At 71.8% G+C, this 26,718-nt stretch carries 25 protein-coding genes; 13 read left to right on the forward strand and 12 right to left on the reverse strand.

Annotated elements, in window-relative coordinates; translation table 11 throughout:
- Nucleotides 1-2 precede the first annotated feature (2 nt).
- Genes ABD329_RS20520 through ABD329_RS20555 form a run of 8 tightly spaced genes read left to right on the forward strand, consistent with a single transcriptional unit; the run spans nt 3 to nt 7,286 of the window.
- Nucleotides 3-851 (forward strand): FAD binding domain-containing protein, encoded by an 849-nt coding sequence (locus tag ABD329_RS20520; protein ID WP_344316727.1) that lies wholly within the window; start codon nt 3-5, stop codon nt 849-851.
- Nucleotides 848-3,220 carry a xanthine dehydrogenase family protein molybdopterin-binding subunit gene (locus tag ABD329_RS20525; RefSeq protein ID WP_198280164.1) on the forward strand — a complete coding sequence of 791 codons (2,373 nt, stop codon included), beginning with the start codon at nt 848-850 and terminating at the stop codon, nt 3,218-3,220. The genes ABD329_RS20520 and ABD329_RS20525 overlap by 4 nt, the downstream gene beginning before the upstream one ends.
- A complete protein-coding gene (locus ABD329_RS20530; RefSeq protein WP_198280165.1) occupies nt 3,217-3,756 on the forward strand; it encodes a (2Fe-2S)-binding protein in 540 nt (179 codons plus the stop codon). Before ABD329_RS20525 ends, ABD329_RS20530 begins: the two co-directional genes overlap by 4 nt.
- The gene (locus ABD329_RS20535) at nt 3,747-4,388 is read left to right on the forward strand and encodes an SRPBCC family protein (RefSeq protein WP_198280166.1); all 642 of its coding nucleotides are present in this window, start codon (nt 3,747-3,749) and stop codon (nt 4,386-4,388) included. The genes ABD329_RS20530 and ABD329_RS20535 overlap by 10 nt, the downstream gene beginning before the upstream one ends.
- Nucleotides 4,385-5,092, forward strand: a complete 708-nt coding sequence (locus ABD329_RS20540; RefSeq protein WP_198280167.1) for an isochorismatase family protein — start codon at nt 4,385-4,387, stop codon at nt 5,090-5,092. The genes ABD329_RS20535 and ABD329_RS20540 overlap by 4 nt, the downstream gene beginning before the upstream one ends.
- Nucleotides 5,089-5,940, forward strand: a complete 852-nt coding sequence (locus ABD329_RS20545) for an alpha/beta fold hydrolase (RefSeq protein ID WP_198280168.1) — start codon at nt 5,089-5,091, stop codon at nt 5,938-5,940. Before ABD329_RS20540 ends, ABD329_RS20545 begins: the two co-directional genes overlap by 4 nt.
- A gap of 36 nt (nt 5,941-5,976) precedes the next feature.
- Nucleotides 5,977-6,801: a maleate cis-trans isomerase family protein gene (locus tag ABD329_RS20550; protein ID WP_281404695.1), complete on the forward strand. Its 825-nt coding sequence runs from the start codon at nt 5,977-5,979 to the stop codon at nt 6,799-6,801.
- A 5-nt stretch (nt 6,802-6,806) separates the two neighbouring features.
- Complete coding sequence (locus ABD329_RS20555; RefSeq protein WP_344316728.1) at nt 6,807-7,286, forward strand: MarR family winged helix-turn-helix transcriptional regulator; 480 nt, start codon at nt 6,807-6,809, stop codon at nt 7,284-7,286.
- Nucleotides 7,287-7,398: 112 nt separating this feature from the next.
- Here ABD329_RS20555 and ABD329_RS20560 read toward each other — a convergent pair whose 3' ends face one another.
- Together ABD329_RS20560 and ABD329_RS20565 are read right to left on the reverse strand one after the other, a co-directional pair.
- Nucleotides 7,399-7,872 carry a hypothetical protein gene (locus ABD329_RS20560; protein WP_198275677.1) on the reverse strand — a complete coding sequence of 158 codons (474 nt, stop codon included), beginning with the start codon at nt 7,870-7,872 and terminating at the stop codon, nt 7,399-7,401.
- 88 nt (nt 7,873-7,960) lie between these two features.
- Nucleotides 7,961-8,992 (reverse strand): helix-turn-helix transcriptional regulator, encoded by a 1,032-nt coding sequence (locus tag ABD329_RS20565; RefSeq protein ID WP_486388700.1) that lies wholly within the window; start codon nt 8,990-8,992, stop codon nt 7,961-7,963.
- Between the two features lie 95 nt (nt 8,993-9,087).
- On the opposite strand from ABD329_RS20565, the gene ABD329_RS20570 reads away from it, so the two are divergent.
- Entirely contained in the window at nt 9,088-9,492 is a 405-nt protein-coding gene (locus ABD329_RS20570; RefSeq protein WP_198275679.1) for a DUF3224 domain-containing protein, read from the forward strand.
- A gap of 6 nt (nt 9,493-9,498) precedes the next feature.
- On the opposite strand, the gene ABD329_RS20575 is transcribed toward ABD329_RS20570, so the two are convergent.
- The 5 genes from ABD329_RS20575 to ABD329_RS20595 form a co-directional block, all read right to left on the reverse strand.
- Entirely contained in the window at nt 9,499-10,179 is a 681-nt protein-coding gene (locus tag ABD329_RS20575; protein ID WP_198275680.1) for a uracil-DNA glycosylase, read from the reverse strand.
- 200 nt (nt 10,180-10,379) lie between these two features.
- Nucleotides 10,380-11,141 carry an SDR family oxidoreductase gene (locus tag ABD329_RS20580; protein WP_198275681.1) on the reverse strand — a complete coding sequence of 254 codons (762 nt, stop codon included), beginning with the start codon at nt 11,139-11,141 and terminating at the stop codon, nt 10,380-10,382.
- 18 nt (nt 11,142-11,159) lie between these two features.
- Nucleotides 11,160-11,921, reverse strand: coding sequence for a 3-oxoacyl-ACP reductase FabG (gene fabG, locus ABD329_RS20585; protein WP_198275682.1), 762 nt, complete (start codon nt 11,919-11,921; stop codon nt 11,160-11,162).
- A 161-nt stretch (nt 11,922-12,082) separates the two neighbouring features.
- Nucleotides 12,083-12,478 carry a DUF3037 domain-containing protein gene (locus tag ABD329_RS20590; RefSeq protein WP_198275683.1) on the reverse strand — a complete coding sequence of 132 codons (396 nt, stop codon included), beginning with the start codon at nt 12,476-12,478 and terminating at the stop codon, nt 12,083-12,085.
- Nucleotides 12,475-13,299: a HipA family kinase gene (locus ABD329_RS20595; protein ID WP_198275684.1), complete on the reverse strand. Its 825-nt coding sequence runs from the start codon at nt 13,297-13,299 to the stop codon at nt 12,475-12,477. Before ABD329_RS20595 ends, ABD329_RS20590 begins: the two co-directional genes overlap by 4 nt.
- A gap of 540 nt (nt 13,300-13,839) precedes the next feature.
- On the opposite strand from ABD329_RS20595, the gene ABD329_RS20600 reads away from it, so the two are divergent.
- Nucleotides 13,840-15,732 (forward strand): SMI1/KNR4 family protein, encoded by a 1,893-nt coding sequence (locus ABD329_RS20600; protein ID WP_198275685.1) that lies wholly within the window; start codon nt 13,840-13,842, stop codon nt 15,730-15,732.
- Between the two features lie 44 nt (nt 15,733-15,776).
- On the opposite strand, the gene ABD329_RS20605 is transcribed toward ABD329_RS20600, so the two are convergent.
- Nucleotides 15,777-16,208, reverse strand: coding sequence for a winged helix-turn-helix transcriptional regulator (locus tag ABD329_RS20605; protein WP_309142636.1), 432 nt, complete (start codon nt 16,206-16,208; stop codon nt 15,777-15,779).
- A 143-nt stretch (nt 16,209-16,351) separates the two neighbouring features.
- Between ABD329_RS20605 and ABD329_RS20610 the strand changes: the two genes are divergently transcribed.
- Nucleotides 16,352-17,281 (forward strand): NmrA family NAD(P)-binding protein, encoded by a 930-nt coding sequence (locus ABD329_RS20610; RefSeq protein ID WP_198275686.1) that lies wholly within the window; start codon nt 16,352-16,354, stop codon nt 17,279-17,281.
- Between the two features lie 103 nt (nt 17,282-17,384).
- The gene (locus tag ABD329_RS20615; protein ID WP_198275687.1) at nt 17,385-18,605 is read left to right on the forward strand and encodes a metallophosphoesterase; all 1,221 of its coding nucleotides are present in this window, start codon (nt 17,385-17,387) and stop codon (nt 18,603-18,605) included.
- Nucleotides 18,606-18,669: 64 nt separating this feature from the next.
- On the opposite strand, the gene ABD329_RS20620 is transcribed toward ABD329_RS20615, so the two are convergent.
- The 4 genes from ABD329_RS20620 to ABD329_RS20635 form a co-directional block, all read right to left on the reverse strand.
- The gene (locus ABD329_RS20620; protein WP_198275688.1) at nt 18,670-19,884 is read right to left on the reverse strand and encodes an SGNH/GDSL hydrolase family protein; all 1,215 of its coding nucleotides are present in this window, start codon (nt 19,882-19,884) and stop codon (nt 18,670-18,672) included.
- 80 nt (nt 19,885-19,964) lie between these two features.
- Complete coding sequence (locus ABD329_RS20625; protein ID WP_198275689.1) at nt 19,965-21,488, reverse strand: FAD-dependent oxidoreductase; 1,524 nt, start codon at nt 21,486-21,488, stop codon at nt 19,965-19,967.
- A gap of 54 nt (nt 21,489-21,542) precedes the next feature.
- Nucleotides 21,543-22,241: a TetR/AcrR family transcriptional regulator gene (locus tag ABD329_RS20630; RefSeq protein WP_198275690.1), complete on the reverse strand. Its 699-nt coding sequence runs from the start codon at nt 22,239-22,241 to the stop codon at nt 21,543-21,545.
- Between the two features lie 318 nt (nt 22,242-22,559).
- On the reverse strand, nt 22,560-23,258 hold the full coding sequence (locus ABD329_RS20635) for a haloacid dehalogenase type II (protein ID WP_198275691.1): 699 nt from the start codon (nt 23,256-23,258) through the stop codon (nt 22,560-22,562).
- 202 nt (nt 23,259-23,460) lie between these two features.
- On the opposite strand from ABD329_RS20635, the gene fdh reads away from it, so the two are divergent.
- The gene (gene fdh / locus ABD329_RS20640; RefSeq protein ID WP_246618234.1) at nt 23,461-26,718 is read left to right on the forward strand and encodes a formate dehydrogenase; all 3,258 of its coding nucleotides are present in this window, start codon (nt 23,461-23,463) and stop codon (nt 26,716-26,718) included.

Genomic DNA, 26,718 nt, shown 5'->3' on the forward strand with positions numbered 1-26,718 from the left:
ACATGAAGCCCGCTCCCTTCCAGTACCACCGAGCGCGCGATGTCGAGGGCGCCACGGCACTCCTGGCCGAACTGTCCGACGAGGCCAAGGTCATCGCCGGTGGCCAGAGCCTGGTCGCGATGATGAACTTCCGGCTGGCCCGCCCGGGGCATCTGGTCGACATCGCCGGCCTGCGCGAACTCGACCACCTCGGCGTCGGGGCCGACGGCGCGCTGCACATCGGGGCGCTCACCACCCATCACACGGTGGAGACCGCGCCCGCGGACCGGCTCGGGGCGGGTTTCGAGGTCGTCCGCGATGCCATGCGGTGGATCGGGCATCTGCCGATCCGGACCCGCGGCACCGTGGGCGGCAGCATCGCGCACGCCGACTCGACCGCCGAGTGGTGTCTGCTGGCGGTGCTGCTCGACGCCGAGTTCCTGGCCCACGGCCCGCGCGGGCGGCGGCGCATCCCGGCCGGTGAGTTCTTCTTCGGCTACTACACCACCGCCCTGGAACCCGACGAGATCCTCGTGGAGATCGTCTTCCCCGGCCCCGCGCCGCATGCGGCGCTCACCGAGTTCGCCGAGCGTCGCGGGGACTTCGCCATCGTCTCCGCCGCGGTCGATCTGGCCACCGAGGGCGAGGACGTCCTCGGCGGCCGGGTGGCTCTGGGCGGTGTCGCCGCGATGCCGGTACGGGTGCCCGAGGCGGAGGCCGTGCTGGCGGCCGGCGGCTCGTTCCGGGCCATCGCGGAGGCGGCGGCCGCCGCCGTGGATCCGCCCAGTGACGGACACGGCAGCGGCGACTACCGCAAGCACCTCGTCCGCAATCTGATCGAGCGAGCCTGTGAGGAGGCGATCTCACGATGACGTCCGCCAAGGACGACCGGCTGGTCGGCAGGTCGGTGGCGCGCCGCGAGGACCCCCGGCTGCTGTCCGGGCGCGGCCGTTTCGTCGACGACATCGAGCTGCCCGGCATGTTGCACGCGCAGTTCGTCCGCAGCACGGTCGCCCATGGGACGATCAGCGAGATCGATCTGACCGGGGTGCGTCAGGTCCCGGGGGTCGTCGCCGCGTTCACCGCCGCCGACCTGGAGCTGGGTGATATCACCGCCCGACTCGGCCGCCCGCTCTCGGAGTTCGTGCCGACCGCCATGCCCGTCCTCGCCCGCGACCGGGTGCGCTACGTCGGCGAGCCGGTCGCCGTGGTCGTCGCCCGCGACCCCTACCTCGCCGAGGACGGTCTGGAGGCCGCCAAGGTGACGTACGCGCCCCTGCCGCCCATCACCTGCGAGGAACAGGCCCTGGCCCCCGGCGCTCCGCGGGTGCATGCGGAGGCCGCCGCGAACACCCTGGTCGACGTCGGCCTGTTCGCCACCGAGGGCATCGACGAGATCTTCGACCAGGCTCCCTGCGTGGTCCACGTCGATGTGCGAACCGGCCGGCAGAACGCCCTGCCGCTGGAGACGCGTGGCGCGGTGGCGCAGTGGGACGCCCGGGAGGAGCAGCTCGTCCTGCACACCTGCACCCAGACCCCGCATCAGGTGCGGACCGCGGCCTCCCGCTGTCTGCGGCTGGACGAGCGCGCGGTGCGCGTGATCGTCCCGGACATGGGTGGTGGCTTCGGTCTCAAGTGCGTGGTCGGCCGTGAGGAGATCGCCACCGCGGCGGCCGCGCTGCGGCTCGGCCGGCCCGTCAAGTGGATCGAGGACCGCAAGGACGCCCTGTCCGCCTCGTTCCTCGCCCGGGAACAGCACTACACCGCACGCGCCGCCTTCGACGCCGACGGCCGGATCCTCGGCCTCGACGCGGACGTGGTGTGCGACATGGGCGCCTACTCCTGCTATCCGTTCACCGCCGGTATCGAGCCGCTGATGGCCTCCGCCGAGATGCCCGGCGTCTACAAGGTCCCCGCCTACCGGGTGCGCGGCCGGGCCATCACCACCAACAAGGCGCCGACCGCCCCCTACCGGGGCGTGAGCCGCCCGAGTTACGTCATGGCCATGGAGCGGCTGATGGAACGCGCCGCCCGCGAACTGCGCCTGGACCCGGTGGAGATCAGGCGCCGCAACGTCATCACCGACTTCCCGTACACCGGCGTCAACAACATCACCTACGACCCCGGCTCATATCTGGAATCCCTCGACCTGTGCGAGCGGGTCCTGCGCGAGGCGGGCTGGTACGACCGGCAGGCCACGGCCACGGCCGAGGGGAGGCACATCGGGATCGGCTACAGCTGCTTCAGCGAGCGCACCGGCTACGGCTCCGCCGCCTTCGCCCAGCGCAAGATGGAGGTCGTGCCCGGGTTCGACCTCGCCGAGGTCCGCATGGACACCAGCGGCGCGGTCACCGCCACCACCGGCACCATCAGCCACGGGCAGAGCCATGAGACGACCATGGCGCAGATCGTCGCCGATACGCTCGGGCTCGACATCGCCAAGGTCAAGCTCCACCAGGGCGACACCGACCGCATCACCTACGGCTGGGGCACCTTCGCCAGCCGCTCGATCGCGGTCGGCGGCAGCGCCGTACGTCTGGCGGCGGGCAGGCTCGGCGACAAGCTCCGCGCCATCGCCGCCGCCGAGTGGGGCATCCCCCCGGAGGACACCGAACTGGACCGGGGCCGGGTCCGCCGGCGCGACGACCCGGATGTCGCACTCACCTACGAGCGGCTGGCCGACACCGCCTATCTCAAGTCGCATCTGCTGCCCAAGGACATCGACCCGGGCCTGACCGCCACCGCCGTCTTCGACGTCCACAACGACGGCACCTTCTCCAACGCCACCCACGGGGTGGTGGTGGAACTGCACGAGGGCACCGGGCAGGTGGAGATCCTGGCCTACTTCTGCGTCGAGGACTGCGGTGTCGCCGTCAATCCGCAGGTGGTGGAGGGGCAGTGCCGGGGCGGCATCGCACAGGGCATCTCGGGGGCGCTCTTCGAGCAGATCACCTACGACGCCCAGGGCGAGCCGTCGGCCACCAGCTTCATGGACTACAAGGTGCCCACCGCCCACGAGATCCCGGAGGTGGTGATCCACCATCTTCAGACCCCTTGCGCCTTCACCGCGACGGGAGCCAAGGGCGCCGGGGAGGGCGGCACCATCGGGGCCCCCGCCGCCGTACTCAACGCCGTCAACGACGCGCTGCGGCTCACCGGCGTCGAGCTGGACGACACGCCCATCACACCGGAGACGGTCCACCGTGCCCTGATCCCCCGCACACCGGAGCAGACACCATGAACGACACCACCGGCCTGGGCGACGACGTCCAGCTCATCACGCTCGACGTCAACGGCACGCCCTACGAGGTGATCACGGCACCGCGCCGCACCCTGGTGGATGTGCTCCGCCACGATCTGCGGCTGACCGGCACCCACGTCGGCTGCGAGCACGGGATCTGCGGCGCCTGCACCGTGCTCGTCGACGGGCTCCCGGTCCGGGCCTGTCTGATGTTCGCCGCCCAGGCGGAGGGAGCGCGGATCACCACCGTCGAATCCCTCGCCGACCCCGGCACCGGCGAGCTCAGCGATCTCCAGCGGGCCTTCACCGCCCACCACGGCCTCCAGTGCGGCTTCTGCACCCCCGGCTTCCTGATGCTGGCCCAGGGCTTCCTCGCGGAGCGGCCGGAGGCGACCAAGGAGGACATCCGGGAGGTCGTCGCCGCGAACCTGTGCCGGTGCACCGGCTACCAGACCATCGTCGAGGCGATCGACGCCTGCGCGACCGCCCGGCGCTCCCAGCGGGCCATGGGCGCCGAGGAGGAATCATGCAACTGATCAATACCGTTTCCGTCCCAGCCGAGCCCGACGCGGTGTTCGCGCTGCTCGAAGACGTCCAACGAGTGGCGTCCTGTATGCCAGGCGCCGCCCTCGAAGGCCGTGACGGCGACGCCTGGCGCGGCACCGTCAAGATCAAGGTGGGCCCGATCTCGGCCGCCTACGCCGGCACCGTGCGCTTCCTGGAGGTCGACGCCGAAAAGCGGAGGCTGCGTGTCCACGCCAGCGGCGCCGACACCCACGGCAGCGGCGACGCCGAGGCCGAGGTCTCCCTGGAGGTCGTCCCGGCCGAGGGCGGCGCGCAGCTGAACCTCTCCACCGACCTGGTGATCCGGGGCAAGATCGCCCAGTTCGGCAAGGGGGCCATCGGGGCGGTGTCCGACAGGATCCTCCAGCAGTTCGCCCAGAACCTCGGCAACCTGCTCCTCCAGCGGGACGGCGCGGCGGCGCCCCCCGTCTCCGGCACCGCGCCCGCCGCGTCCGCTCCCGCGGTCGGCGCACCCGCCGAGGCGCCCGGTGAGCTCAACGGAATGGTGCTGATCGCGGGCCCGCTGCTGAAGAAGTACGGCCCGGTCGCGGGCGCCTTCCTGCTCGGGTTCGTGCCCGGCTGGCTGCTGGGGAGGCGCCGATGAGCGGCGGACTGTACGGCGCCACCACCAACCGCACCTACCGGCGGGCCGGCTTCGGTGGAGCGGTGCGGCGCGGCAGCCGTCCGGCGATCGTCGTGGTGGACCTGACCCGGGGTTTCACCGAGGACTCGTATCCCTCGGGTGCCGACCTCTCCGAGGTCGTGGCGGCCACCACACGCCTGATCGAGGCGGCCCGGCCGGTGGAGGTGCCGGTGATCTTCACCGCGATCGCCTACACCGAGGCCGAGGCGTCCGGTGACGCGGTGGCCTGGCTGCGCAAGGCTCCGGGCATGCGCGCACTGGTCGAGGGCAGTGATGCGGTGGCCGTCGACCCGCGGCTGCCCATGCGGCCGGAACACGATCACCTGGTGGTGAAGAAGGGGGCCTCGGCCTTCTTCGGCACGGGGCTCGCCGCCACCCTGACCGGTCTCGGCCGCGACACCGTCGTGGTGTGCGGCGCCACCACCAGCGGCTGTGTGCGGGCCACCGTGGTCGACGCCGTCCAGTCGGGCTTCCCGGTGCTGGTGCCCCGTGCCTGCGTGGGCGACCGGGCCGAGGGGCCCGCGGACGCGGCCCTCTTCGACATCCAGGCCAAGTACGGCGACGTCGTCACCCTCGAGGACGCCGTCGGCTACATCAGCTCCGTTCCCGCCCCAGCGGCTCCTGACGCGGCCCGGCGTTCCCACCGACGAGGAGACAGCACATGACACGGCGTTCGGTCCAGCAGAACGCGCTCGCCGATCTGGCCGATGTGCCGGCCACGAGCCGGTGGGCACGCTCCGGGGAGGTGCGGCTGCACGCCCTGGACTACGGCGGCGACCTGCCGCCGCTGGTCGTCCTGCCCGGTATCACCAGTCCCGCGGTCACCATGGACTTCGTGGCACGCGAACTGACCGATCTGGTCAGGCCGGTGGTGCTGGACGTGCGCGGCCGGGGTCTTTCGGACGAGGGCGACGGCTACGGGCTGGCGGAGTACGCCGAGGACACCGAAGCCCTCATCACCCAGCTCGGCCTCGACCGTCCGCTGCTCCTCGGCCACTCCATGGGCGCGCGGATCGCGGCGGCCGTCGCGGTGCGTGCCAAGGTGCCCCTGCGCGGCACCGTGCTGGCCGATCCGCCGATGAGCGGTCCGGATCGCGGCCCCTACCCCACGACCCTGGAGGTGTTCCTGCGGCAGCTCGCCGAAGCCCGGCGCGGAACGGACGCCGACGAGGTGGCCGCCTCCTGGCCCACCTGGCCCCGGCGGGAGCAGGAACTGCGGGCCCGCTGGCTGTCCAGCTGCGCAGAGGAGGCCATCGTGGCCACGCACCACGGCTTCGAGCACGAGGACTTCTTCGACTGGTGGCCCCGGGTGCCCGGACCGGCCCATCTGCTCCACGGAGCCGACAGCCCCGTCGTGACGGCGGAAGGGGCGCGGGAGGCCGCCGAGCGCAATCCGCCGGCACCGCTGCACACGATCCCCGGCGCCGGTCACATGATCTTCTGGGACGCCCCGGCGATCGCCACCGCGACGCTCCGCGACGCGCTCCGGACCATCCTCTCCCCGGCCGCCTGACCGGTGCCCACCGCCCCGTTTCGGAGGACCAACCCCATGGCAGACCATCACATCGGGCTGATCGTGCCCAGCTCCAACCTGACGATGGAGACCGAGCTTCCCCGGATGCTCGACGCGCGGGCGTCCATCGCGCCCGACGACCGCTTCGTCTTCCACACCAGCCGGATGCGGATGAAGCACGTCACCCCGGACGAACTGCGCGATATGAACGCGCAGACCGAGCGGGCCGCCCTCGAACTGGCCGACGCGCGGCCCGATGTCGTCGCCACCGCCTGCCTGGTCGCCATCATGGCGCAGGGGCCGGGCCACCACTGTGCGGCGGAGGCCGACATCGCCTCCGCGCTGCGGTCCGAGGGCTCCCGGGCGCCCGTGGTCTCCAGCGCCGGCGCGCTGCTCAGCGGCATCGAGGCGCTCGACGCCCGCCGGGTCGCGATCATCACGCCGTATATGAAGGAGCTCACCGCCAAGGTGGTCGACTACACCGAGGACGCCGGGATCGAGGTGGTCGACGCGCTCAGCCTCGAAGTTCCGGACAACCTGGCGGTGGCCCGCCTGGACCCGGCCGATCTACGTGACCACTGGCGCCGCCTGAACCTGGGCAGGGCCGACGCACTGGTGCTGTCGGCCTGTGTGCAGATGCCGTCGCTGGCGTCGATCCAGCCCGTCGAGGACGAGGCGGGGCTGCCCGTGCTGTCGGCGGCCACCTCCACCGCGTTCCGCATCCTGACGGAGCTCGGGCTGCCGCCCGTCGTGCCCGGCGCCGGGAGCCTGCTCGGCGGCCAGGTCTCCGGCCCCTGCGCCGGGAGCGGCGCCGGCGTCCGCCCCGATGTCCCTCGGCGTCAACCGTGCGTGCTTAAGTAGGTTCCATGACTGATCCCACCCCGCCCGCCCCAACCGGGCCGGAGGCCCCCACTGCCCTGACAGCCGCGCCCGGCTATCAGGTCCGCCGTCTCTACCAGGCGTATCTCGCCGCGTGGGCGCGGGAGGTGGACCCAGTCCTCACCGGCCCCCAGTTCGCGGTGTTGCAGACGGTGGAGGCCCACCCCGGCCAGGACCAGCGTTCCATGGCCGCCGCCGTCGCCCTGGACACCTCCACGATGGCGGATGTGGCTCGCCGGCTGGAGAACCGTGGGCTGCTCGCGCGGAAAACAGCGGCCGCCGACGGCCGTCGCAAACTGCTCTACCTGACCGACGCGGGCAAAGAGGCCCTTCAGGACGCGAACCACCGGGCGCGCAGGCTCGACAAGATCCTCCTGGAGTCCTTCGACGAGACGGAACGCGAACGGTTCGTCGTCGAGCTGAAGGCGCTCGCCGACCGCTGGGAGGAGCTGGCGGAGGCGGCATAGCCCGGCCGCTGGGAGGAGCCGACGGAGGCGGCATCGACCGCTGGGAGGAGCCGACGGAGGCGGCATAGCCCGACCGCTGGGAGGAGCCGACGGAGGCCGCGCAGCCGGGCCCTCAGTCCTCGACGGCGCCCTCCAGGACCAGCGTCAGCCGCAGGATGGCCGCCCGCACCCCGTCGCCGTACGGATCGTACGGATCCTCGCCGAGCGCGCCGGCGGCTTCGCGCGCCAGCGCCAGCTGGCCACGGGCCGCCTCCTCCTGGCCCAGCTTCAGGTGGCCCGCGGCCACGTTGAGGTGGAGGGAGGGCAGGAAAGCCCGCGGCGCCAGGGCCCCGGTGAGTCCGTCGGCGGCGGCGAGCGCCCGCAGGTCCCAGATCAGCTCGTCGAGCGGATCGTCCTGGGTGTCGGCGAGATAGTGGGCGAGGGCGCAGCGGTGGAAGGGGGCGCCGTCCCGTTCGATCTCCCGCCACAGCGCGGCGAGGCGATTGCGCGCCTCCTCCCGGTCGCCGCCCCGGTGCAGCATGACCGCCTGCCCGATCCGGGTCAGTACGGCCTCGCCGTCCGGCGTCTGGTGCCGAGCTTCCGCCATCGCCGCCTCCCGTCCTTCGGACGACGCCAGGGCCTGTCGTCAAAGGGAGCGCCCTGCTCGCGGCCGGGCGCCCCTTTGACGACAGACCCTAGCCGTTCGCGCCCGCGCCGTTCGGCGTGTCGTGGCGCGGCGGGGCCTTGAAGAGGGTGTCGTCCGGCGCGCCGTAGCGGCGGGCCAGCTCGGTCACGGCGCGGGCGACGGCCGACCGCAGCTCGGGCGGGCCCAGCACCTCGGCGTCGGTGCCCAGCCGCAGCATGTCGTGGACCGCGACCGGCAGCGACTCCACGGGGAGGACGACACGCCGTCGCCCGTCGTCGTCGGGCGGGCCCGCCGCGGCCACCGCATCCGCGCCCACCGCCCCGAACTGCATCGGGAGCAGCTTCACCCCGCGCTCGGAGAGCAGCAGCTCGGCCTCGCCCTGGAAGCGCATGGACTCCAGCCGGCGGGACGACTCCGCCCAGGAGGCGGCGAGGTCGAATCCGGCGGGCCGCTCGAAGACCTCCGCCAGCACCTCGGCGTCGAGGATCCGCGACACCCGGTAGCTGCGCACGGAGTCCTCGACCCGCGCCACCAGGTACCAGATGCCGCCCTTGAGCACGAGGCCCAGCGGGCACAGCTCGCGTCGCACCTCGCCGCGCCAGCGGCGGTAGTGCACCCGCAGGATCCGCCGCTCCCATACCGCCGCGGCCGCCGCCGCCAGGTGAGGCACCGGCTCGGCGTCCCGGAACCAGCCCGGCGCGTCGAGGTGGAAGCGCTCCTGGATGCGGCGGGAGCGCTCGCCCAGCTCGGCCGGGAGCGCCGCCCGCAGCTTGAGCTGGGCCGTGGTGAGGTCGGCGCCCAGGCCCAGCTCGGCGGCCGGGCCCGGCATCCCGGCGAGGAAGAGCGAGTCGGCCTCGTCGCCGGTGAGCCCGGTCAGCCGGGTGCGATAGCCGTCGAGCAGCCGAAAGCCCCCGGTCGGGCCCCGGTCGGCGTAGACCGGCACCCCGGACGCGCTCAGCGCCTCCACGTCGCGGTAGACGGTGCGCACCGAGACCTCCAGCTCGGCGGCGAGTTCGGGCGCGGTCATCCGGCCCCGGTTCTGTAGCAGCAGGAGCAGTGAGAGAAGGCGGTCGGCGCGCATGCGGTCCATTGTGGCCGCCGTACCTGACAGAAGATGTCAGGTACGGCGGCCAGAGTGAGGTCCACAGCCGATCCCGGCCCCGGAAAGGACCCACCATGACCACGCACACCACCGGCCACTTCACCTACGCCGACTGGCAGGAGACGGCCCTCGAGGAGACCGAGGGCGGCGCCAAGCTGGCCCGGGCCGTGGTCACGAACGCCTTCTCGGGCGGTATCGAGGCACCGCGGACCAGCTGCCAGTACGCCATCACCTATCTGCCCGACAAGACCGGCGTCTGCTGCGGCTACGAGCTGCTGACCGGCACCCTCGACGGGCGCGCGGGCAGCTTCGTCGTGGTGCAGCACGCCCACTGGGGCGAGGACGCCACTGTCCACTGCGCCTTCGAGGTGGTGCCCGGATCCGGCACCGGTGAGCTGACCGGGCTCACCGGGTCGGGCACCTTCTCCGCCGTCCAGGGGGAGTCCGAGATCCCCTACAGCTTCGACTACACGCTCTAGCCCCGGTCAGGCGCCGAGATCCGGGATCCGCCAGTCGATCGGGGTGTGACCCTGGGCCTTGACCGCCTCGTCGATCTGGCTGAAGGGGCGCGACCCGAAGAACTTCTTCGCCGACAGCGGGGACGGGTGCGCCCCCTTCACCACCGCGTGCCGCGACGCGTCGATGAGCGGCAGCTTCTTCTGGGCGTAGTTCCCCCAGAGGACGAAGACGGCCGGATCGGGGCGCGAGGCCACCGCGCGGATCACCGCGTCGGTGAACTTCTCCCACCCCTTGCTCTTGTGGGAGTTGGCCTCGCCGCCCCGGACCGTCAGCACCGCGTTGAGCAGCAGCACGCCCTGCTCGGCCCAGGGCATCAGATAGCCGTTGTCGGGCACCGGGTGGCCGAGCTCCTCCTTCATCTCCTTGAAGATGTTCCGCAGCGAGGGCGGGGTCTTGACGCCCGGCCGCACCGAGAAGCACAGACCGTGGCCCTGGCCCTCGCCGTGGTACGGGTCCTGCCCGAGGACGAGCACCTTCACCTGGTCGAACGGCGTGGCCTCCAGGGCGGCGAACACCTCCTCGCGCGGCGGGTACACCGGCCCCTTGGCCCGCTCCTCCTCGACGAACTCGGTGAGCTCCTTGAAATAGGGCTTCTCCAGCTCCTCGCCGAGGACCCCGCGCCAGGACTCGGGCAGCACATCGGGCACGTCTTCAACCTCCGGTCGGTGTTTCCGTCCTACGGACACAGAACCTACCGGCGGCCACTGACAACGCCTCACACGCGCCCGGGCCACTTCGGCGGCGCGGGCCCGGACCAAGGTGGCACGGGCCCGGACCGGGGCGGGCACGGGCCCGGACCGGGGCGGGCGCGGGCCCGGACCGGGCGCCGGTCGGCCGAGCCCTGCGGTCAGCCGAGCCCGGCGCCCAGGAGGATGCCACCGTCCACCACGAGCGTCTGGCCGGTGATCCACGCCGACTGGTCGGAGGTGAGGAACGCGGCCGCGCCCCCGATGTCCTCCGGCACGCCGAGCCGCTTCAGCGGATAGGCCGCGGCGGCCTCGTCCTCCCGTCCCTCGTACAGGGCGGTGGCGAACTTGGTCTTCACCACCGCCGGGGAGATGGCGTTGACCCGGACCCGCGGGGCGAACTCCTGGGCGAGCTGCACCGTGAGGTTGATCATGGCGGCCTTGCTGACGCCGTACGCCGCGATGAACGGTGAGGACGACATCCCGGCGAGCGAGGCGATGTTGACGATCGTGCCGCCGTTCTCCCGCTGCCAGGCCTTCCAGGTCCGCTGCGCGAAGCCCAGCGCCGAGACGACATTGGTCTCGAAGACCTTACGGATGACATCGAGGTCGAGATCGGCGATGGGCGAGTAGACCGGGTTGGTGCCGGCGTTGTTCACCAGGTGGTCGACCCGGCCGAACGCCTCCATCGTCCGCTCGACGGCGGCCGCCTGGTGCGCCTGGTCATGGGCCTTTCCGGCGACGTAGATCGCCCGGTCGGCCCCGAGCCGCTCCACGGCCTCCTTCAGCGCGTCCTCGTTGCGCCCGGTGATGCACACCTTGTCACCGCGGGCCACCATGGCCTCGGCGATGGCGTAGCCGATCCCCCGGCTCGCCCCGGTGATGAGCGCGGCCCTGCCGCTGTCCTGTATCTGCTCGGTCATGTGGTGCGTGACTCCTGATCAGTTGAGCGGGCCGCCGGCCACGTACAGGACCTGGCCGGAGACGAAACCGGCCGCCTCACCGGTGAAGAAGGCGATCGCGTTGGCGATGTCGGCGGGCTCCCCGACGCGCTGCACCGGGATCTGGCTCGCGGCCGCCTTCTGGAAGTCCTCGAAGCCCATGCCGACGCGCTCGGCGGTCGCGGCGGTCATGTCGGTGGCGATGAAGCCGGGCGCCACGGCGTTGGCGGTGACGCCGAACTTGCCGAGCTCGATGGCGAGGGTCTTGGTGAAGCCCTGCATGCCTGCCTTGGCCGCCGAGTAGTTGACCTGGCCGCGGTTGCCCAGCGCCGAGCTGCTCGAGAGGTTGACGATCCGGCCGAAGCCCGCGTCCACCATGTGCTTCTGGCAGGCGCGCGACATCAGGAACGCGCCCCGCAGATGCACGTTCAGCACGGTGTCCCAGTCGGACTCGCTCATCTTGAACAGCAGATTGTCGCGGAGCACACCCGCGTTGTTGACCAGGATCGTCGGCGCGCCGAGCTCCTCGGCGACACGCGCGACGGCGGCTTCGACCTGCTCGGCGTCCGACACATCGCAGCCCACGGCGATGGCCTTGCCGCCCGCCTCGGTGATCTTCTCCACGGTGGCCGCACAGGCCCCCTCGTCGAGGTCGAGCACGGCGACGACGCGGCCCTCCTCGGCCAGGCGCACGGCGGTCTCCGCGCCGATACCGCGGGCCGCGCCCGTCACGATGGCAACGCGCTGCTCGGTGGTGGACATATGCGGGCTCTCCCTCGCATCGATGGCGGCTCACCGTCCCGGCCCCGGGAGTGAGCAACCGCTTAGTCTCTCCTGCGCACGAGACGCTATGAGGCCCGCCACCGCCTGTCAACGACCACCCGTATGTGGTCGCTCACCTCCACGCCCTTTGAGCCGATGCGTCACCGCACCAGCAGGTCGAGCAACCGCTCGACCTCCGCCTCCGCGTCCGCCGTCAGACCCGTGTGCACCGGCCCCGGCTGGACGACCGTGGAGCGCGGCGCCACAAGCCAGCGGAAGCGCCGTCCCGCGTCGTCCCCGGCCGCCTGACCGGCACGTTCTCCGCCGCCGCAGACACACTCCACCGCACGCAGCGCGGCCCGTACCGCGGGCACGTCCGCCGTGGGGTCCAGTGCGCGCAGCCGGTCCTCGTCCAGATGGACCCGGGCCGCCACGAAGGACGTGGCGCGGCAGTAGACGACCACACCCGCGTTGATCTGCTCACCCCGCTCGACCCGGGGGACGACCCGCAGCACGGCGTACTCGAAGACATCCCGGCCGTTGTGGAACCCGCTCACCGCGACGCCTTTCCGTCGACCCACACCCGCAGCCACTCGGGAGCCTTGGACGGCGCCTCACCGGCCCGCGCCCCGAGCGTGATCCGCTGTTCCACCGTGGCCGCCCGCTCCAGCAGCACCTCGACATAGGCGCGGCGCACCGCGTCCGGGCCGTCGAAGCCCGGCTCGTCGGTCAGCCATTCGTCGGGGACGTCCGCCACCACCTCGGTGAGCAGTTCCTCGGTGATCCGCGGCGCGAGCGCCCGGCCGGCCGCGGCGATGTCCGGCGCGAACGGCGCGAGGACGTGGTCGGAGGCGTCGTACGGCTTGGTGGCGGCCTTGTCCAGCCCGCGCCAGCCGTGGTGCCAGATCATCGTGGCGCCGTGGTCGATGAGCCACAGCCGCCCGTGCCAGACCAGCATGTTGGGGTTGCGCCAGGAGCGGTCCACATTGCCGATGAGCGCGTCGAACCACACGACCCGCCCGGCCTCCTCCGCGCCCACCTCGAAGGCGAGCGGATCGAAGCCGAGCGACCCCGGGAGGTAGTCCATGCCGAGGTTGAGCCCGCCACTGGCCTTGAGCAGCTCCTGCACCTCCTGGTCCGGTTCGCTCAGACCGATCACCGGATCCAGCTGGATCCGCACCAGATCCGGCACCCGCAGCCCCAGCCGGCTGCCCAGCTGACCGCAGACGACCTCGGCGACAAGGGTCTTGCGGCCCTGCCCGGCGCCGGTGAACTTCATGACATAGGTGCCCAGATCGTCGGCCTCGACGATGCCCGGCAGCGATCCGCCCTCACGCAAGGGCGTGACATACCGGATCGCGGTGACTTCGGTCAACATTTTCCCAGGCTATCCGACTTACTGACCTTGCAATCCACGATTGTCTCCGGACAGGCACAAGCGGGCTGCCCATCAGGGGCCGGCGCCGGGTGCCGGGGCTGCGAAGCGAAGAGGTCGCCGTTCTCGCCGGAGTCAGCACGGACTAGCCCCACCACCGCCGACCACGGCCGCGTCAACTTCGCCCGCTACCACTTCCTCGACCCCGGCGCCCAGCGCTTCTTCGTCGGCGAGCTGTCCACGCTCAGCCCCGAGCTCCGCACCCTGTGGGCCGCCCGCAACGTGCGCAGCCGCCACGACGGCGTCAAACGACCGCGCCACCCGAAGTCGGCCCCGCCTCGGAAGAGCACCTGCGGCTCCTCGCCAGCTGGGCAGCCCCTTCCCCGCCCGCGGAAGGGCCGGGAGCCAGCCGCGCTGACGTGCATCCCTGGACTCCGCACCGGTTCAACTGCTGGGGAATCCGCCTGGCACGGACAGACCAACGAGGCGCTGGCCGCAGCGAGCAGCGGAGCGTTGTCAGTGGCCGGTGGCAGTCTCGGGTGCATGACGGACACCATGGCATTCGACTGGCGGTCCTTCCTGCTCAGGTGGAGCGGGGAGTGGGCGGATTCCCTGCCGGACGGCGAGGCGCGGAGCGAGGACGACGAGGCGGCCCGGCAGTCGCGGTGGCTGGGGTTCCCGCCCGCGTCCGAGGAGCGGATCGCGGCCATGGAAGAGCGCCTGGGCCGGCGGATGCCCCCGTCGTACCGGGAGTTCCTCGAGGTCAGCGACGGGTGGCGGCATGCGGGCGAGTTCGTGTGGCTGCTGGCGGGGACCGAGGACGCGCACTGGCACGACAACGAGTCGGGCCTGGCTGACATGTTCGAGGAGTACCTGGACGAGGATGCCGGGGCCGAGGAGCGGAGGGAGTCGGACATCTGGCGGCGCGGGCTACAGCTCGATGTGGAGTCCGACGTCACCCACGTCCTCCTGGATCCCGAGGACGTGGACGAGGACGGTGAGTGGGCCGTGTACACATGGGCGAGTTGGCGGGCCGCGCCGCCCGAGCGGCACGCCGGCTTCCTCGCGTTCATGCGGGACATGTACCGGGAGTTCCACAGCCTGCGGGCCCAACCGGGCGACGAGGAGTCGGTGTTCGCCAACGATACGACGCGAGAGCTGGACGCCCAGGTGGACCAGGCCCGGCTGGAGGCGCTGCGCGGCGGATGGGAACGGGCCGGGGCGGCGCTGGAGGAGGCCAAGGAGTACGGCAGACCCCGGGCCGCCGGGCTGGGCGACCAGATACGCCGCCTGCTCGGCCAGACCTCCACGGTGTACTTCGAGGGACTGGTGACGGACCGGCGGTACGCTCCCGAGCTGCTGCCACCGCTGGTCGCCGAGCACGCGGCGCACTCCTACCGGGACGACTCCACGCTGACGTTCCATCTGCGAAGCGCCGATGACGACTTGGTGTCACTGGCTTACGCGACGCTGGATCAGGTGCGGAAGGGCACGTACCGGTACACGGCGGCCGGACCGTTCGGGAAGGCGGTCGAGCGGGCGCGGGAGCTGGCGCGGTGGGGAGACACCGACGGGGCGTGGCGGACACTGATACATGCTCTGCCCTTGTGGGAGCCGCTGGGACCGGACCACCTGGCGCCGCTGGGGTGGGTGGCGGACCCCGTGCTCGGGCCGCTGCTGACTCCGGAGCGGGGCCGCGAGCTGCTGTCCACTCCCAGGGGCGGGCAGGTCGGCGAGGCACCGGCCCCGGCGGCCGGGCTCGACACGAACGGCCTGGAGTGGCTCGCGGAGCCAGACCCGGGCAACAACCGCACCTCCTACCGGTTCGTCCTGGTGGAAGGCGTGGAGCCGAAGGAGTTGCCCGGCCGTCTCGCGGACGCGGACGGCACCGTGCTGACCGAACCCATGACGTTCTGGGAGGCGCGCGACAGGTCTCTGGACAACCAGAGGGAGTTCTCGTCCTACGGCGACAGGGCTCTCATGGCGGTCGGCCGGGCCGGCACCGGCTGGAGCTTCGCCTTCGACGGCGATCCCGCTCCGTTCGACCGGCGGCGGTTCGTCTCGCCGGCCGCGGCCGCCAGCGCGGGTACGCGCGCGGTGGTGGTGTGGAGCGGTCTGAGGTCTTGGCACGGGGAGCCGTTCTTCCACCTTTCGGTGGCGCGGGACGGCGTCGAGGAGTACGCGTTCACGTACGCCGACGGAGAGGTCCGCTCAAGCGGGGAGCTACCGCGAGCGCTGGACCCGAGCAGGTTCTTCGGTGACACGGAGGACAGCGCCGAGGCGGAACGGTCGCTGCTGGAGGCGCTGACCGGGGAGTTCGGCGCCCGTCTGCCGCGTCACGCCATCGTGAACGGCCGGCTGCACACGTTCGCCACCCGCTCCTGGACGCGGCCGCCGAGAGACGGCGAGACCTACGTGGTGATCCGCATGCACTAGGAAGCCGCACCGCGGTGGAATACGACCCCGAACGTCCTCGTAACCTACGCCCGGTCGCGTCCACTGTCACCCATGTCACCCATGACGACCGTGGTGACGTCCCCGCGGGCCACCGACCCGATGGCCTGGTCCGCTTGGGACTCCTGGAACTCCACCACGGCCCCGCCGTGCACATGGGCCCACTCGGTCAACACGGCGATCGGCTCCACCAGCGTCCGGCCCAAGTCGGTCAGCACGTACTCGACCCTTCCGCCCTCGGCGTGGCGGTCGACCAGGCCGTACCCCTGCAACCGCCGCAGCGTCTGGGTAAGGACCTTCCGCGAGATCCCGCCGATCAGATCCACCAGTTCGCCGTGCCGGCACGGTTCCCGGCTCAACGCGAACAGCACGACCACGGCCCACTTGTCGGCGATGATCTCGATCGCCAACCTGGCCGGACAGTCGGAGAGGAAGACGCTGCCGGAATACGCACGCACCCCCCGACGGTAACCCGCCGCCAGGAACCTGGAGGTACCCGGCGCCTCACTAGCGTCCCCGGAGGGAGCTACCGAGGGAGGGGACCGCATGGCGTCAGCGATCAAGCGGCCGGGCACGTCCTCGCCCACCAGGGAAGGAAGCCATGACCCACATCCTCGTCGTCGGCGGCACCGGGGCGATGGGCCGCCACGTCATCCAACGCCTGCTCACCACCACCGACGCCGCCATCACCGTCCCCACCCGCGCCCCGGAGTCCGCCCACGCCACCGAACTCGCCGCCACCGCGCCCGGCCGCATCGAACTGGTCGGCTCCGCCACGGTGGCCGTCGACGCCCTGGTCGAGGGGGTGGACCGGGTGTTCGCCAACACCGACTTCTTCGCCACGGGCAGCGCCGTGGGGGAATACCGCCAGGGACTGGACCTGCTGGCCGCCGCGGAGGCCGCCGGCGTGGAGCGTTTCATCTGGTCCTCGTTGGACAGCGCGGTGTCCCTGACCGGCCACCCCGTACCGCACTTCGACAGCAAGGCCGCCGTCGCCGCCCACATCGACCTGATGCGGTCGGAGGAAATGCTCCGCGAGGAGACCGACGGCTGGTACACCAACCACGTGTCGGTGCTGACCACGGCGCCGTACTTCGAGAACCTGCGGTACCGCCTCACCCCCCAACCGGATGGCCGGGGAGGCTTGACCTTCAGGCTTCCGCTCGGCGCTGCCCACTATCCGCTCATCGCCCTCGACGACATCGCCTGGTTCACCGGCCACATGTTCGACAACTGGCAGTCCTGGGGCGCCCGCGACCTCGCGGTGATCGGCGACAGCCTCACCGGCGACGAGATCGCCGCCGCCTTCGCGCGGGTCACGGGCATCCCCAGCGCCTACGCCCCGATGCCGCACGACGAACTGCGCGCCGCCCTCCCCGACTTCGGCCACGACTACGTGGCGATGTTCCAGTTCTTCGCCGACCGGGACCTCCGCACCCGCGACCGGGACATCACGCTCCTGCGCCGCCTGCACCCCGACTTGATGACCTTCGAGGACTGGCTGCGCCGCACGGGGTGGACGGGTGCCTGATCGCCGAGCTCAGCCCTGGAGGCCGTGCCCATGAACGCCGGTCCGGCCGGCCCAAGGTGACCGGATACAGTGCGCGAGAGGGAAGTCCTCAGGGAGGGGAAGCGTGACCGACACCAGCGACATCCGGCCCGCCGAGGGTGAAGCGCAGGCGCCGCGGCAGAGCCGACTGCGCCGCCTGATGGGCTACATCCCCCTGATCGCCCCCGTGCTGCTGTGGGCCGTGCCGTGCTGGGTGCTCCTGCACACCGGCCAGCACTGGCCGCTGCCCGTCACGCTGGTCGGCACCGCCCTGTTCGCCCTCGGTCTCATCGGTATGCCGCTCATGATGGTGCGCGGCCACGGGCGGCGCCAGCAGGATCGGGCGGCGATCGTCGGCGACACCCTGCTGGGCGCCAGCTGGATTCTGTTCACCTGGTCCGTTCTGCTCGGTGTCCTGTTGCGGCTCGCCCTGACCGTGGCCGGCGTCGGCGAGAGCCAGGACCGGGCCCGAATCGTCACCTGGGCCGTCCTCGGCACCACCGCCGTACTGCTCGGCTGGGGGTACGCCGAGGCCCGCCGTGTGCCACGCGTGCGCCGACTCGACGTGCGACTCCCCCGGCTGGGTCCCGGGTTGGACGGCATCCGCGTCGCCCTCATCACCGACACCCACTACGGCCCGCTCGATCGCACCCGCTGGTCGGCGCGGGTATGCGAGACGGTGAACACTCTGGAAGCCGACCTGGTCTGCCACACCGGCGACATCGCGGACGGCACGGCCGAACGCCGCCGCGCCCAGGCCGCACCACTCGGTACCGTGCGGGCCACCCGGGCCCGGGTGTACGTCACCGGCAACCACGAGTACTACAGCGAGGCCCAGGGCTGGGTCGACCTGATGGACCAGCTGGGCTGGGAGCCGCTGCGCAACCGCCATCTGCTGCTCGAACGCGGAGGTGACACCCTCGTGGTGGCCGGCGTGGACGACGTCACCGCCGAGTCCTCCGGCCTGGCGGGCCACCGCGCCCACCTCGCCGGGGCCTTGGACGGCGCCGACCCCGACCTACCCGTCCTGCTCCTGGCGCACCAGCCCAAGTTCATCGACCGGGCAGCGGCCGCCGGTATCGACCTCCAACTCTCCGGCCACACCCACGGCGGCCAGATCTGGCCCTTCCACCACCTCGTCCGCATCGACCAGCCCGCCCTCGCCGGACTCAGCCACCACGGCCCCCGCACCCTCCTCTACACCAGCCGCGGCACCGGCTTCTGGGGCCCGCCGTTCCGGGTCTTCGCCCCCAGCGAGATCACCCTGCTGGTGCTCCGCTCCCCGCACCCGCCCACCTCGATATAGCACTCGAGCGGGAAGCTCCCGACACGCAATGAGGAAATCAGGGCGCCTGATACTCCAGCCGGGATCAGTCGAAGAGGGAAAGGTCGATGGATTCCGCGAGGGCCGCGTAGCCCGCGTCGTTGCCGTGGAGGTAGTCGCCCATGTGCAGGTCGCCGCGGATGCGGGTGGGGTCGGCGGGGTCGCGCCAGACGGCGTCGAAGTCGAGTACCCCGTCGAAGGCACCGCTCGTGCGCATCCATGAGTTGACGTGTTCGCGCGCCTTGTCGCCCTCGGGTGAGTACATCTCCGTGCCGCCGTAGGGAGCGATGGTCGCGGCGTGAGCCTTGGCGCCGTGCGCGCGGGTTCGGGCCGCCAGTTGGAGGTGGGCCGCGATGATGTCGTCCACGGTGACGGGGGCGCCGGGGAACATCGCGAGGAACCCGGCGGTCTCCTCGGTGTGGGGGGCGAAGGAGAAGACGAGGTCGTTGCCCACGGCGATCACCACGTGGCCGAGGCCCGGCGTGGCGAGGATGTCGCGGTCGAAGCGGGCGAGGGCGGCGGGGCCGATGCCGTCGGCGAGTATGCGGTTGCCGCCGATGCCCTGGTTGACCACGCAGCGCGTCTGCCCGCCGCGGGCGGCGAGGCGCTCGGCGAGCAGGTCGGTCCAGCGCCGGTCCGCGCCGGGGGTGGAGCCGATCCCATCGACGCGGGAGTCACCGAGGACGGCGATGGCCTTGGTCGGTGCGTCCGGCCGCACCTCCACGGCCGCGATCAGGGCTTGCGCCGGCAGGGGGGTCGCGTCCGCGGGCAGAGACGCGAGTGCGGTCGCGTCGCCGGGGATGATCCAGCCGAGCGCGTGGACGGTCCCGTGGCAGGTGGCGGTGTCCACTCGGCCGGGCAGGTAGAGGCTGATCGTCAGCCGCGACAGCGCGGCGGTACGCAGATCGATGGGGTCGCTGAGGATCGGCGCGCCCGCCGGGACGGTGGTGGTCGGATTGCCGCCGAAGGTCACCGCACGGGTGGTTCCGTTCCGGATCCCGCCGTCGGGGTCCGCGATGGCGACACGGGCGGCGCCGATGGTCAGTGGTGCGGTTCCGTACTCGTTGCTGATGCGGACGCGGATGCGGGATCCGCCGCCGCTGACGCGGACGACCTGCCGCAGCGTCGCGTTCTCGAAGGGTTCGATGGAGGTGACGGAGTTGTCCGGTGCCTGCGGGGAGGCGCCCCAGGTGCGGACCCACGCGAAGGCGTTCGCGTCCGAACTCCCGGAGTTGGAGGTGGAGTTGATGGCGGTGGTCATGGTCGTTGTCCTTCGGTGGTGGGTATCGCGGCTGGTGTGGCGCGGCCGCTTCGGCGATGAGGAACGGGATGCCGGTCGCTCTAGTTGTCCGGGGTGCCGAACCACTGGGCGGCGGCCTGTTCGAACGCACGGCTGTCGGGGGTGGGTTCACCCGCCCAGGCCACGACGCCGTCAGGCCGGATCAGTACGGCCCTCAGCCCGAGGTCGTCGCGGACCGGACCGGCCGCGTACCGGATCCGGCCCTCCCACCTCTTGGCCGCGGTCCGGAGTGCGCGGTCGGTGCTGAAGTCGACCGCGACGCCCTGGCCCTGACGCAGCAGGTCGCCGAGGCGGGTGCCGTCCTCGAAGCGGAAGTCCGGGGCGGTGCGGCCGACGAGCGGCTGCTCGCTGCCCAGGTCGTAGCGGTTGAACAGGCCCGATGTCGCACGGTAGACGTGGGTGGTTCCGTCGGGGGTGCTGATCAGGTCGCGGACCAGCTGCCGCAGCGCGGCCGCGTTGGGACCCGGCTTCATGGTCGCCACCTGGGCGCGTGACCAGTCGAGCACCGAAGCGCCGATGGGGTGGCGCTCGCCGGTGTAGGTGTCGAGCAGGCCATCCGGCGCGGAGCCGTGCACGGTTGCCGCGAGCTTCCAGCCGAGGTTGACGGCGTCACCGAGGCCGAGGTTGAGCCCCTGGCCGCCGAGTGGGGAGTGGATGTGCGCGGCGTCACCGGCGAGCAGTACGCGGCCCTTGCGATAGGTCGTCACCTGCATCGCGCGGTCGGTGAAGCTGGACGCGAGATGGACCTCGTTCAGCGTCACGTCGGTGCCGGAGACGCGGCGCAGGACGGTCTGGAGGTGGTCGCGGGTCAGCGGCCGCGAGCGGTCGAAGGCGCCGCCGTCGAAGTCCATCATGCCCAGGTGTCCTTCGAACGGCGTACGCAGATACATGCCGTTCGGTGTCAGGTTGAACCCGAGGGGCAGCCGGTCCGGGTCGGCGAAGGTGACCTTTGCGACGTAGCCGGTGAACAGCGGCTCGGTGCCGACGAAGTCGAAGCCCGCGAGCTCACGTACCGCGCTGCGCCCGCCGTCACATCCCACCAGCCAGCGCGCCCGGTGCTCACGCCCGCCGGCGGTCACCACCACGGCCGCGTCGTCCTGCGCCACGGCCGTGACGGGAGCGCCACGGACGATCTCCGCACCGAGCGCCGCGCACCGCTCGGACAGCACCTCTCCGACCGCTTCCAGGCTCGTCATGAAGCCCTCCATCGCCGGGCTGGGCAGCCGGAACGGAAGGCTGGATGTCTCGATGCCGGCCGCGTCGAGCGCCATGCCCGCGAAATGGCTCAGATCACGGGGAGCGGGCGCCTCGATCGCTTCGGGGTCCGCGCCGACCTTCCCCGCGTCGACACCGGACGCCTTCGCCACGGCTTTCAGCAGCCCACGGCGGTAGAACAGCTCGACCGAACCAGCGGTCAGACCCCGCAGCCCGAGCGGGAGCGCCTTCAACGGCGAGCTCGGTTCCCGGTCCCGCTCGAGCACCAGGACCGAACAGCCGGACAGGGCGAGCTCACCGGCCAGTAACAGGCCGACCGGGCCGCCGCCCGCGATCACTACGTCATGCATAAGGGATTTCTCTTCCAGAGTGGTCAGTTGGCGAACGCGACCGGTGTCGGTGGGTCAGCGGAGACGGGTGAGGCCGTCGAGGACGATGGCGATGCCGGTGAGGAACTGCTCGCGGTCGTCGTGCTCGCTCATCTGGCCGACGATGGCGTGCATGAACGGGTAGTCGTCCGGATCGAGCTCCTGCCACGCCGCCGCTGCCGCGCCGAAGAACTCTTCGCGGTCCACGTCGGGTTCGACGCCTGAGGTGTCACCGTCGATGCGGGCGTTCTGGCTGACCGCGCCGAGGATGTAGTGCACGAGCGCCGAGGCCGCGTCGAACCAGGAGGCTCGCGGCACGCCCAGGGCGCCCACCTGCCGCCCGATCCGTTCGAAGATCCCGACCGTGACCGGGCCCACCGGGTTGCGGATGATCTGGAGGATCAGCCGTGTGGCGAGCCACGGGTGTGCGGCGATCGCATCGAACAGGGCCAGCGCTACGACGCGGATCTCGTCCTCGGGCGTCGCCGAAGCCCGGGTGGGCTTGGTCGCCAATGCGGCGGTGACGACGGTCTCCGTCACGGTGTCCAGCAGCTCGTCCCGGTTGCCGACGTGGTAGTAGATCGCCCCGGGCCCGGTGGCCAGGCGCTCGGTCAGCGCCCGGACGGTCAGCGCCCCCTCGCCGCCCGTATCGAGCAACTCGACGGCGGTATCGATGATCTGCTCCCGGGAGAGCACCTGGTTGCGCCGCTGAGTCCGGCGCCCTCGCGCTGCCATGCCTCGATGGTGGCACATTTGGAGCGCCGCACCAAATTGGTACGGCGCTCCAAAACGCTTCGGCTCGTGCCCGAGTGTGCGTCAACGGCCGCGAACACCGAGTGCCGCGCGCCGCCTCGTCCCCGCCCCGGTGCCGGCTGCTCCGCCCTGCCGCCGTTCCGCACCCGTTCGCGGCCGCCACCCGCCGGCGCCGTCCCTCCCGTCCGCCGGGGGTCACCAGCGGCCAGGCTCCGCGGCACCGCGCTGAATCGACCGCCGGCCCGGCCCGCGGCCCAGCGGGTCCGGGACGCTGAGGGCCAGGCGCGACGCCTTTCCGGGTCAGCCGGGCGGCGCGGCTCCCAGAAGCCGGGCCAGATCCGCCACCCCGGTCGCCTCCCGGTCGGCGGACCGCGCCGTGGACGGGTAGGGAACCGGTGTGCGCCGCAGCCAGACGGTCGAGAGACCGGCCCGGGCGGCGCCGTCGATGTCCCACGGATGCACCGCCACCATCGTCGCCGCCCCGGGCGGAACGTCCACCGCGCGCAGCGCGTACGCGTACGCGGCGGGAGCTGGCTTCCACTGGCCGCCGGCGCCCTGGACATCCAGATGGGCCTCGAAGCAGTCCGCGCACCCGGCCCGGTCCACTACCGCACGCGTGGTGTCCGCCGAGCCGTTGGTCAGGGTGATCAGGCGGTGTCCGGCCGCGTGCAGTGCCCGTACGCCCTCGGGGACATCCGGGTGGACGGGCAGCTCCGGCAGACCGGTGAGCACGTGGTCCACGGCCGCCGCCGGGTCCGCTCCCCCGGGCCCGCGCCGGGCCAGGAGGGTGCGCAGGACGTCCCCGCCGACCTCGGCGAACGTCGCCCGGCCGCCCGCGAGGGACAGGGCGAGGCCATCGCGCAGAACACCGGCGAACCACACCGGCAGCAGATGGCCGGGCAGACCGATGTCCTCCAGGCGCGCGGCGAGCGGAGTCATGTCGGTGAGCGTCTCGTTGACGTCGAAGACGAGGACGCCAGGGCGGCCGTCAGCGGCCATGCGGACCACCGTTCCCGATAGCCATCCGATCACTCCCGTCGTACTATCCAGACCGAGACCAAGTGGACATCAAGGGCAGCAGGCCGAACCGTCCGGTGAGCGGACACACCGCCGGTAGGGATGCCCGCGTACGGGAGAGGGAAACCGGGTACCCGGCGAGGCACACCGAGCGCCGCCACGAGGGCACGGAAGGGCAGACGGCATGGGCGTACGCACCTGGATCGCCTCCTGGCCGGTCTACCGCCAGCTCACGGGGACCGACCCGCTGGGCCGCGGGGCCGCCGCCACGGGCGCCGGTGCGCGGCCCACTGCCCGGACCGCCACCGCGGACCGGGTGGTGAAGTCCATCTGTCCGTACTGCGCGGTGGGCTGCGGCCAGAACGTGTACGTGGAGGGCGACCGCGTCACCCAGATCGAGGGCGACCCCGACTCCCCCGTCTCCCGCGGCCGGCTGTGCCCCAAGGGCTCGGCCAGCCTCCAGCTCACCACCGGCGGCGCCCGCGAGCACCACGTCCTCTACCGGCGCCCGCACGGCACCGCGTGGGAGCGCCTGGACCTCGACACGGCCATGGACATGATCGCCGACCGGGTGATCGAGGCACGCCGGGCGGGCTGGCAGTGGGAGGTCGACGAGACCCGCACCCGGCGCACGCTCGGCTTCGCCAGCCTGGGCGGGGCCACGCTGGACAATGAAGAGAACTACCTGATCAAGAAGCTGTTCACCGCCCTGGGAGCCGTGCAGATCGAGAACCAGGCGCGGGTTTGACACTCCTCCACCGTTCCCGGTCTGGGAACCTCGTTCGGCCGCGGCGGCGCGACCACCTTCCAGCAGGACCTCCAGAACTCCGACTGCATCGTCATCCAGGGCTCGAACATGGCCGAGTGCCATCCGGTCGGGTTCCAGTGGGTGATGGAGGCCAAGGCCCGTGGCGCGAAAGTGATCCATGTCGACCCGCGCTTCACCCGCACCAGCGCGCTGGCCGATCTGCATGTGCCGCTGCGCGCGGGCTCGGACATCGCCTTCCTCGGCGGGATCATCAACCACGTGCTGCGGAACGACGCGTACTTCCGCGACTACGTCGTGGCGTACACCAACGGCCCCGTGGTGCTGCGCGAGGACTTCCGGGACACCGAGGACCTCGACGGCGTCTTCTCCGGCCTCCACCCCGAAAGCCGCGCCTACGACAACGACAGCTGGCAGTACGAGGGCATGGAGGTGCAGGCGGCCTCCGGTGAGCGCGGCGAGGCGTACGACAAGCGCACCGGCGGCGGACGGTCGGTGACCCAGGCGGCGCGCGGTGAGGCGCACGGGGCCGGCGGCGCCGAGGTCGGCGAGGGCGAGCCCGAGCGGGACGAGACGCTCAGCCATCCGCGCTGCGTCTTCCAGGTGCTCAAGCGGCACTACGCCCGCTACACGCCCGAGATGGTGGAGAAGATCTGCGGCGTCCCGCGGGACCTCTTCCACCAGGTGTGCGAACTCGTCACGGAGAACTCCGGACGCGACCGGACCACCGCCTTCGCCTACGCGGTCGGCTGGACCCAGCACACGGTGGGTGTGCAGTACATCCGCGCGGCCTCCGTCCTGCAAAGCCTGCTCGGCAACATCGGCCGGCCCGGCGGCGGCATCCTCGCCCTGCGGGGGCACGCCTCCATCCAGGGCTCGACGGACATCCCCACCCTGTTCAACCTGCTGCCCGGCTACATCCCGATGCCGCACGCCCACCAGATGCAGGACCTCGACACCTTCGTGGAGGTCGAAGCGGCCCGCAAGGGCTACTGGGGGAACATGCGGGCGTACCTGGTCAGCCTGCTCAAGGCCTACTGGGGCGAGGCCGCGCGGCCCGGGAACGACTTCTGCTTCGACTACCTGCCGCGGCTGACCGGCTCCCACTCCACCTACGAGACGGTCATGGCCCAGCTGGACGGAGTCTGCAAGGGCTACTTCCTGATGGGCGAGAACCCCGCCGTGGGCTCGGCCAACACCAAGATGCAGCGGCTGGGCATGGCCAACCTGGACTGGCTCGTCGTCCGGGACTTCTCCCTCATCGAGTCCGCCACCTGGTGGCGGGACGGGCCCGAGATCGAGACCGGCGAGCTGCGCACCGAGGACATCGCCACCGAGGTGTTCTTCCTGCCGGCCGCCGCCCACACCGAGAAGGACGGCAGCTTCACCAACACCCAGCGGCTGTTGCAGTGGCACCACCAGGCCGTCGAGCCGCCCGGCGAGGCGCGCAGCGATCTGTGGTTCATGTACCACCTCGGCCGCAGGATCCGGGCGAAGCTGGCCGGGTCGGCCGATCCGATGGACCGGCCGGTGCTCGATCTGACCTGGGACTACCCCACCAGGGGCGAGCACGCCGAACCGGAGGCGGAGGCGGTCCTCGCCGAGATCAACGGCCACGACGCCGAGGGCCGCCCGCTCTCGTCCTATGAGCAGCTGGCCGGGGACGGCTCCACGTCCTGCGGCTGCTGGATCTACTGCGGGGTGTACGCCGACGGCGTCAACCAGGCCGCCCGCCGCAAGCCGGGGACCCGGCAGAACTGGGTGGCGGCCGAGTGGGGCTGGGCCTGGCCCGCCAACCGCCGCATCCTGTACAACCGGGCCTCGGCCGACCCGGACGGCAGGCCGTGGAGCGAACGCAAGGCCCTGGTGTGGTGGGACGAGGAGCGGGCCCGGTGGTCCGGCCACGACGTGCCCGACTTCGCGCCCGGCAAGGCGCCCTCCTACCGGCCCCCGCCGGACGCGAGGGCGGGCGCGGCGCTGTCGGGCACCGACCCGTTCATCATGCAGGCCGACGGCAAGGCGTGGCTGTACGTGCCGTCCGGCCTCACCGACGGCCCCCTGCCCACCCACTACGAACCGCAGGACTCGCCCTTCCCCAACCTGCTGTACGGCCAATGGCGCAACCCCGTACGGCACCTGATGCCGTCCCGCCCGGACAACCGCTACCAGCCCGGCGGCGGCGAGCCCGGCTCGGAGGTGTTCCCGTTCGTCGCCACCACCTACCGGCTCACCGAACACCACACCGCGGGCGGCATGTCCCGCTGGCAGCCCTACCTGGCGGAGCTCCAGCCGGAGTTCTTCTGCGAGGTCTCCCCCGGACTCGCCGCCGAACGCGGCCTCGAGCACACCGGCTGGGCGACGATCGTCAGCGCCCGCGGGGTGATCGAGGCGCGGGTCCTGGTCACCGGCCGGGTATCGCCGCTGACCGTGCACGGGCGCACCCTGCACCAGGTCGGTCTGCCCTACCACTGGGGGCCGAACGGCTACTGCACGGGGGACGCGGCGAACGAGCTGCTGCACCTGTCGCTCGACCCCAACACCCACATCCAGGAGACCAAGGCGTTCGCCGTCGACATCCGGCCGGGCCGACGCCCCAGGGGCCCGGCCGCCGTGGAGCTGGTGCGGGCCTACCGGACGTGCGCGGGCATCGACGAACACACCGGCACGGAACTCTGA

The organism is Streptomyces javensis (assembly GCF_039525925.1).
Lineage (GTDB): Bacteria > Actinomycetota > Actinomycetes > Streptomycetales > Streptomycetaceae > Streptomyces > Streptomyces asiaticus.

Coding starts and splice junctions, on each gene's coding strand:
- ABD329_RS20520 (WP_344316727.1), top strand. CDS start 3: ATGAAGCCCGCTCCCTTCCAGTACCACCGAGCGCGCGATGTCGAGGGC.
- ABD329_RS20525 (WP_198280164.1), top strand. CDS start 848: ATGACGTCCGCCAAGGACGACCGGCTGGTCGGCAGGTCGGTGGCGCGC.
- ABD329_RS20530 (WP_198280165.1), top strand. CDS start 3,217: ATGAACGACACCACCGGCCTGGGCGACGACGTCCAGCTCATCACGCTC.
- ABD329_RS20535 (WP_198280166.1), top strand. CDS start 3,747: ATGCAACTGATCAATACCGTTTCCGTCCCAGCCGAGCCCGACGCGGTG.
- ABD329_RS20540 (WP_198280167.1), top strand. CDS start 4,385: ATGAGCGGCGGACTGTACGGCGCCACCACCAACCGCACCTACCGGCGG.
- ABD329_RS20545 (WP_198280168.1), top strand. CDS start 5,089: ATGACACGGCGTTCGGTCCAGCAGAACGCGCTCGCCGATCTGGCCGAT.
- ABD329_RS20550 (WP_281404695.1), top strand. CDS start 5,977: ATGGCAGACCATCACATCGGGCTGATCGTGCCCAGCTCCAACCTGACG.
- ABD329_RS20555 (WP_344316728.1), top strand. CDS start 6,807: ATGACTGATCCCACCCCGCCCGCCCCAACCGGGCCGGAGGCCCCCACT.
- ABD329_RS20560 (WP_198275677.1), bottom strand. CDS start 7,872: ATGGCGGAAGCTCGGCACCAGACGCCGGACGGCGAGGCCGTACTGACC.
- ABD329_RS20565 (WP_486388700.1), bottom strand. CDS start 8,992: ATGCGCGCCGACCGCCTTCTCTCACTGCTCCTGCTGCTACAGAACCGG.
- ABD329_RS20570 (WP_198275679.1), top strand. CDS start 9,088: ATGACCACGCACACCACCGGCCACTTCACCTACGCCGACTGGCAGGAG.
- ABD329_RS20580 (WP_198275681.1), bottom strand. CDS start 11,141: ATGACCGAGCAGATACAGGACAGCGGCAGGGCCGCGCTCATCACCGGG.
- fabG (WP_198275682.1), bottom strand. CDS start 11,921: ATGTCCACCACCGAGCAGCGCGTTGCCATCGTGACGGGCGCGGCCCGC.
- ABD329_RS20595 (WP_198275684.1), bottom strand. CDS start 13,299: ATGTTGACCGAAGTCACCGCGATCCGGTATGTCACGCCCTTGCGTGAG.
- ABD329_RS20600 (WP_198275685.1), top strand. CDS start 13,840: ATGACGGACACCATGGCATTCGACTGGCGGTCCTTCCTGCTCAGGTGG.
- ABD329_RS20610 (WP_198275686.1), top strand. CDS start 16,352: ATGACCCACATCCTCGTCGTCGGCGGCACCGGGGCGATGGGCCGCCAC.
- ABD329_RS20620 (WP_198275688.1), bottom strand. CDS start 19,884: ATGACCACCGCCATCAACTCCACCTCCAACTCCGGGAGTTCGGACGCG.
- ABD329_RS20625 (WP_198275689.1), bottom strand. CDS start 21,488: ATGCATGACGTAGTGATCGCGGGCGGCGGCCCGGTCGGCCTGTTACTG.
- ABD329_RS20630 (WP_198275690.1), bottom strand. CDS start 22,241: ATGGCAGCGCGAGGGCGCCGGACTCAGCGGCGCAACCAGGTGCTCTCC.
- ABD329_RS20635 (WP_198275691.1), bottom strand. CDS start 23,258: ATGGCCGCTGACGGCCGCCCTGGCGTCCTCGTCTTCGACGTCAACGAG.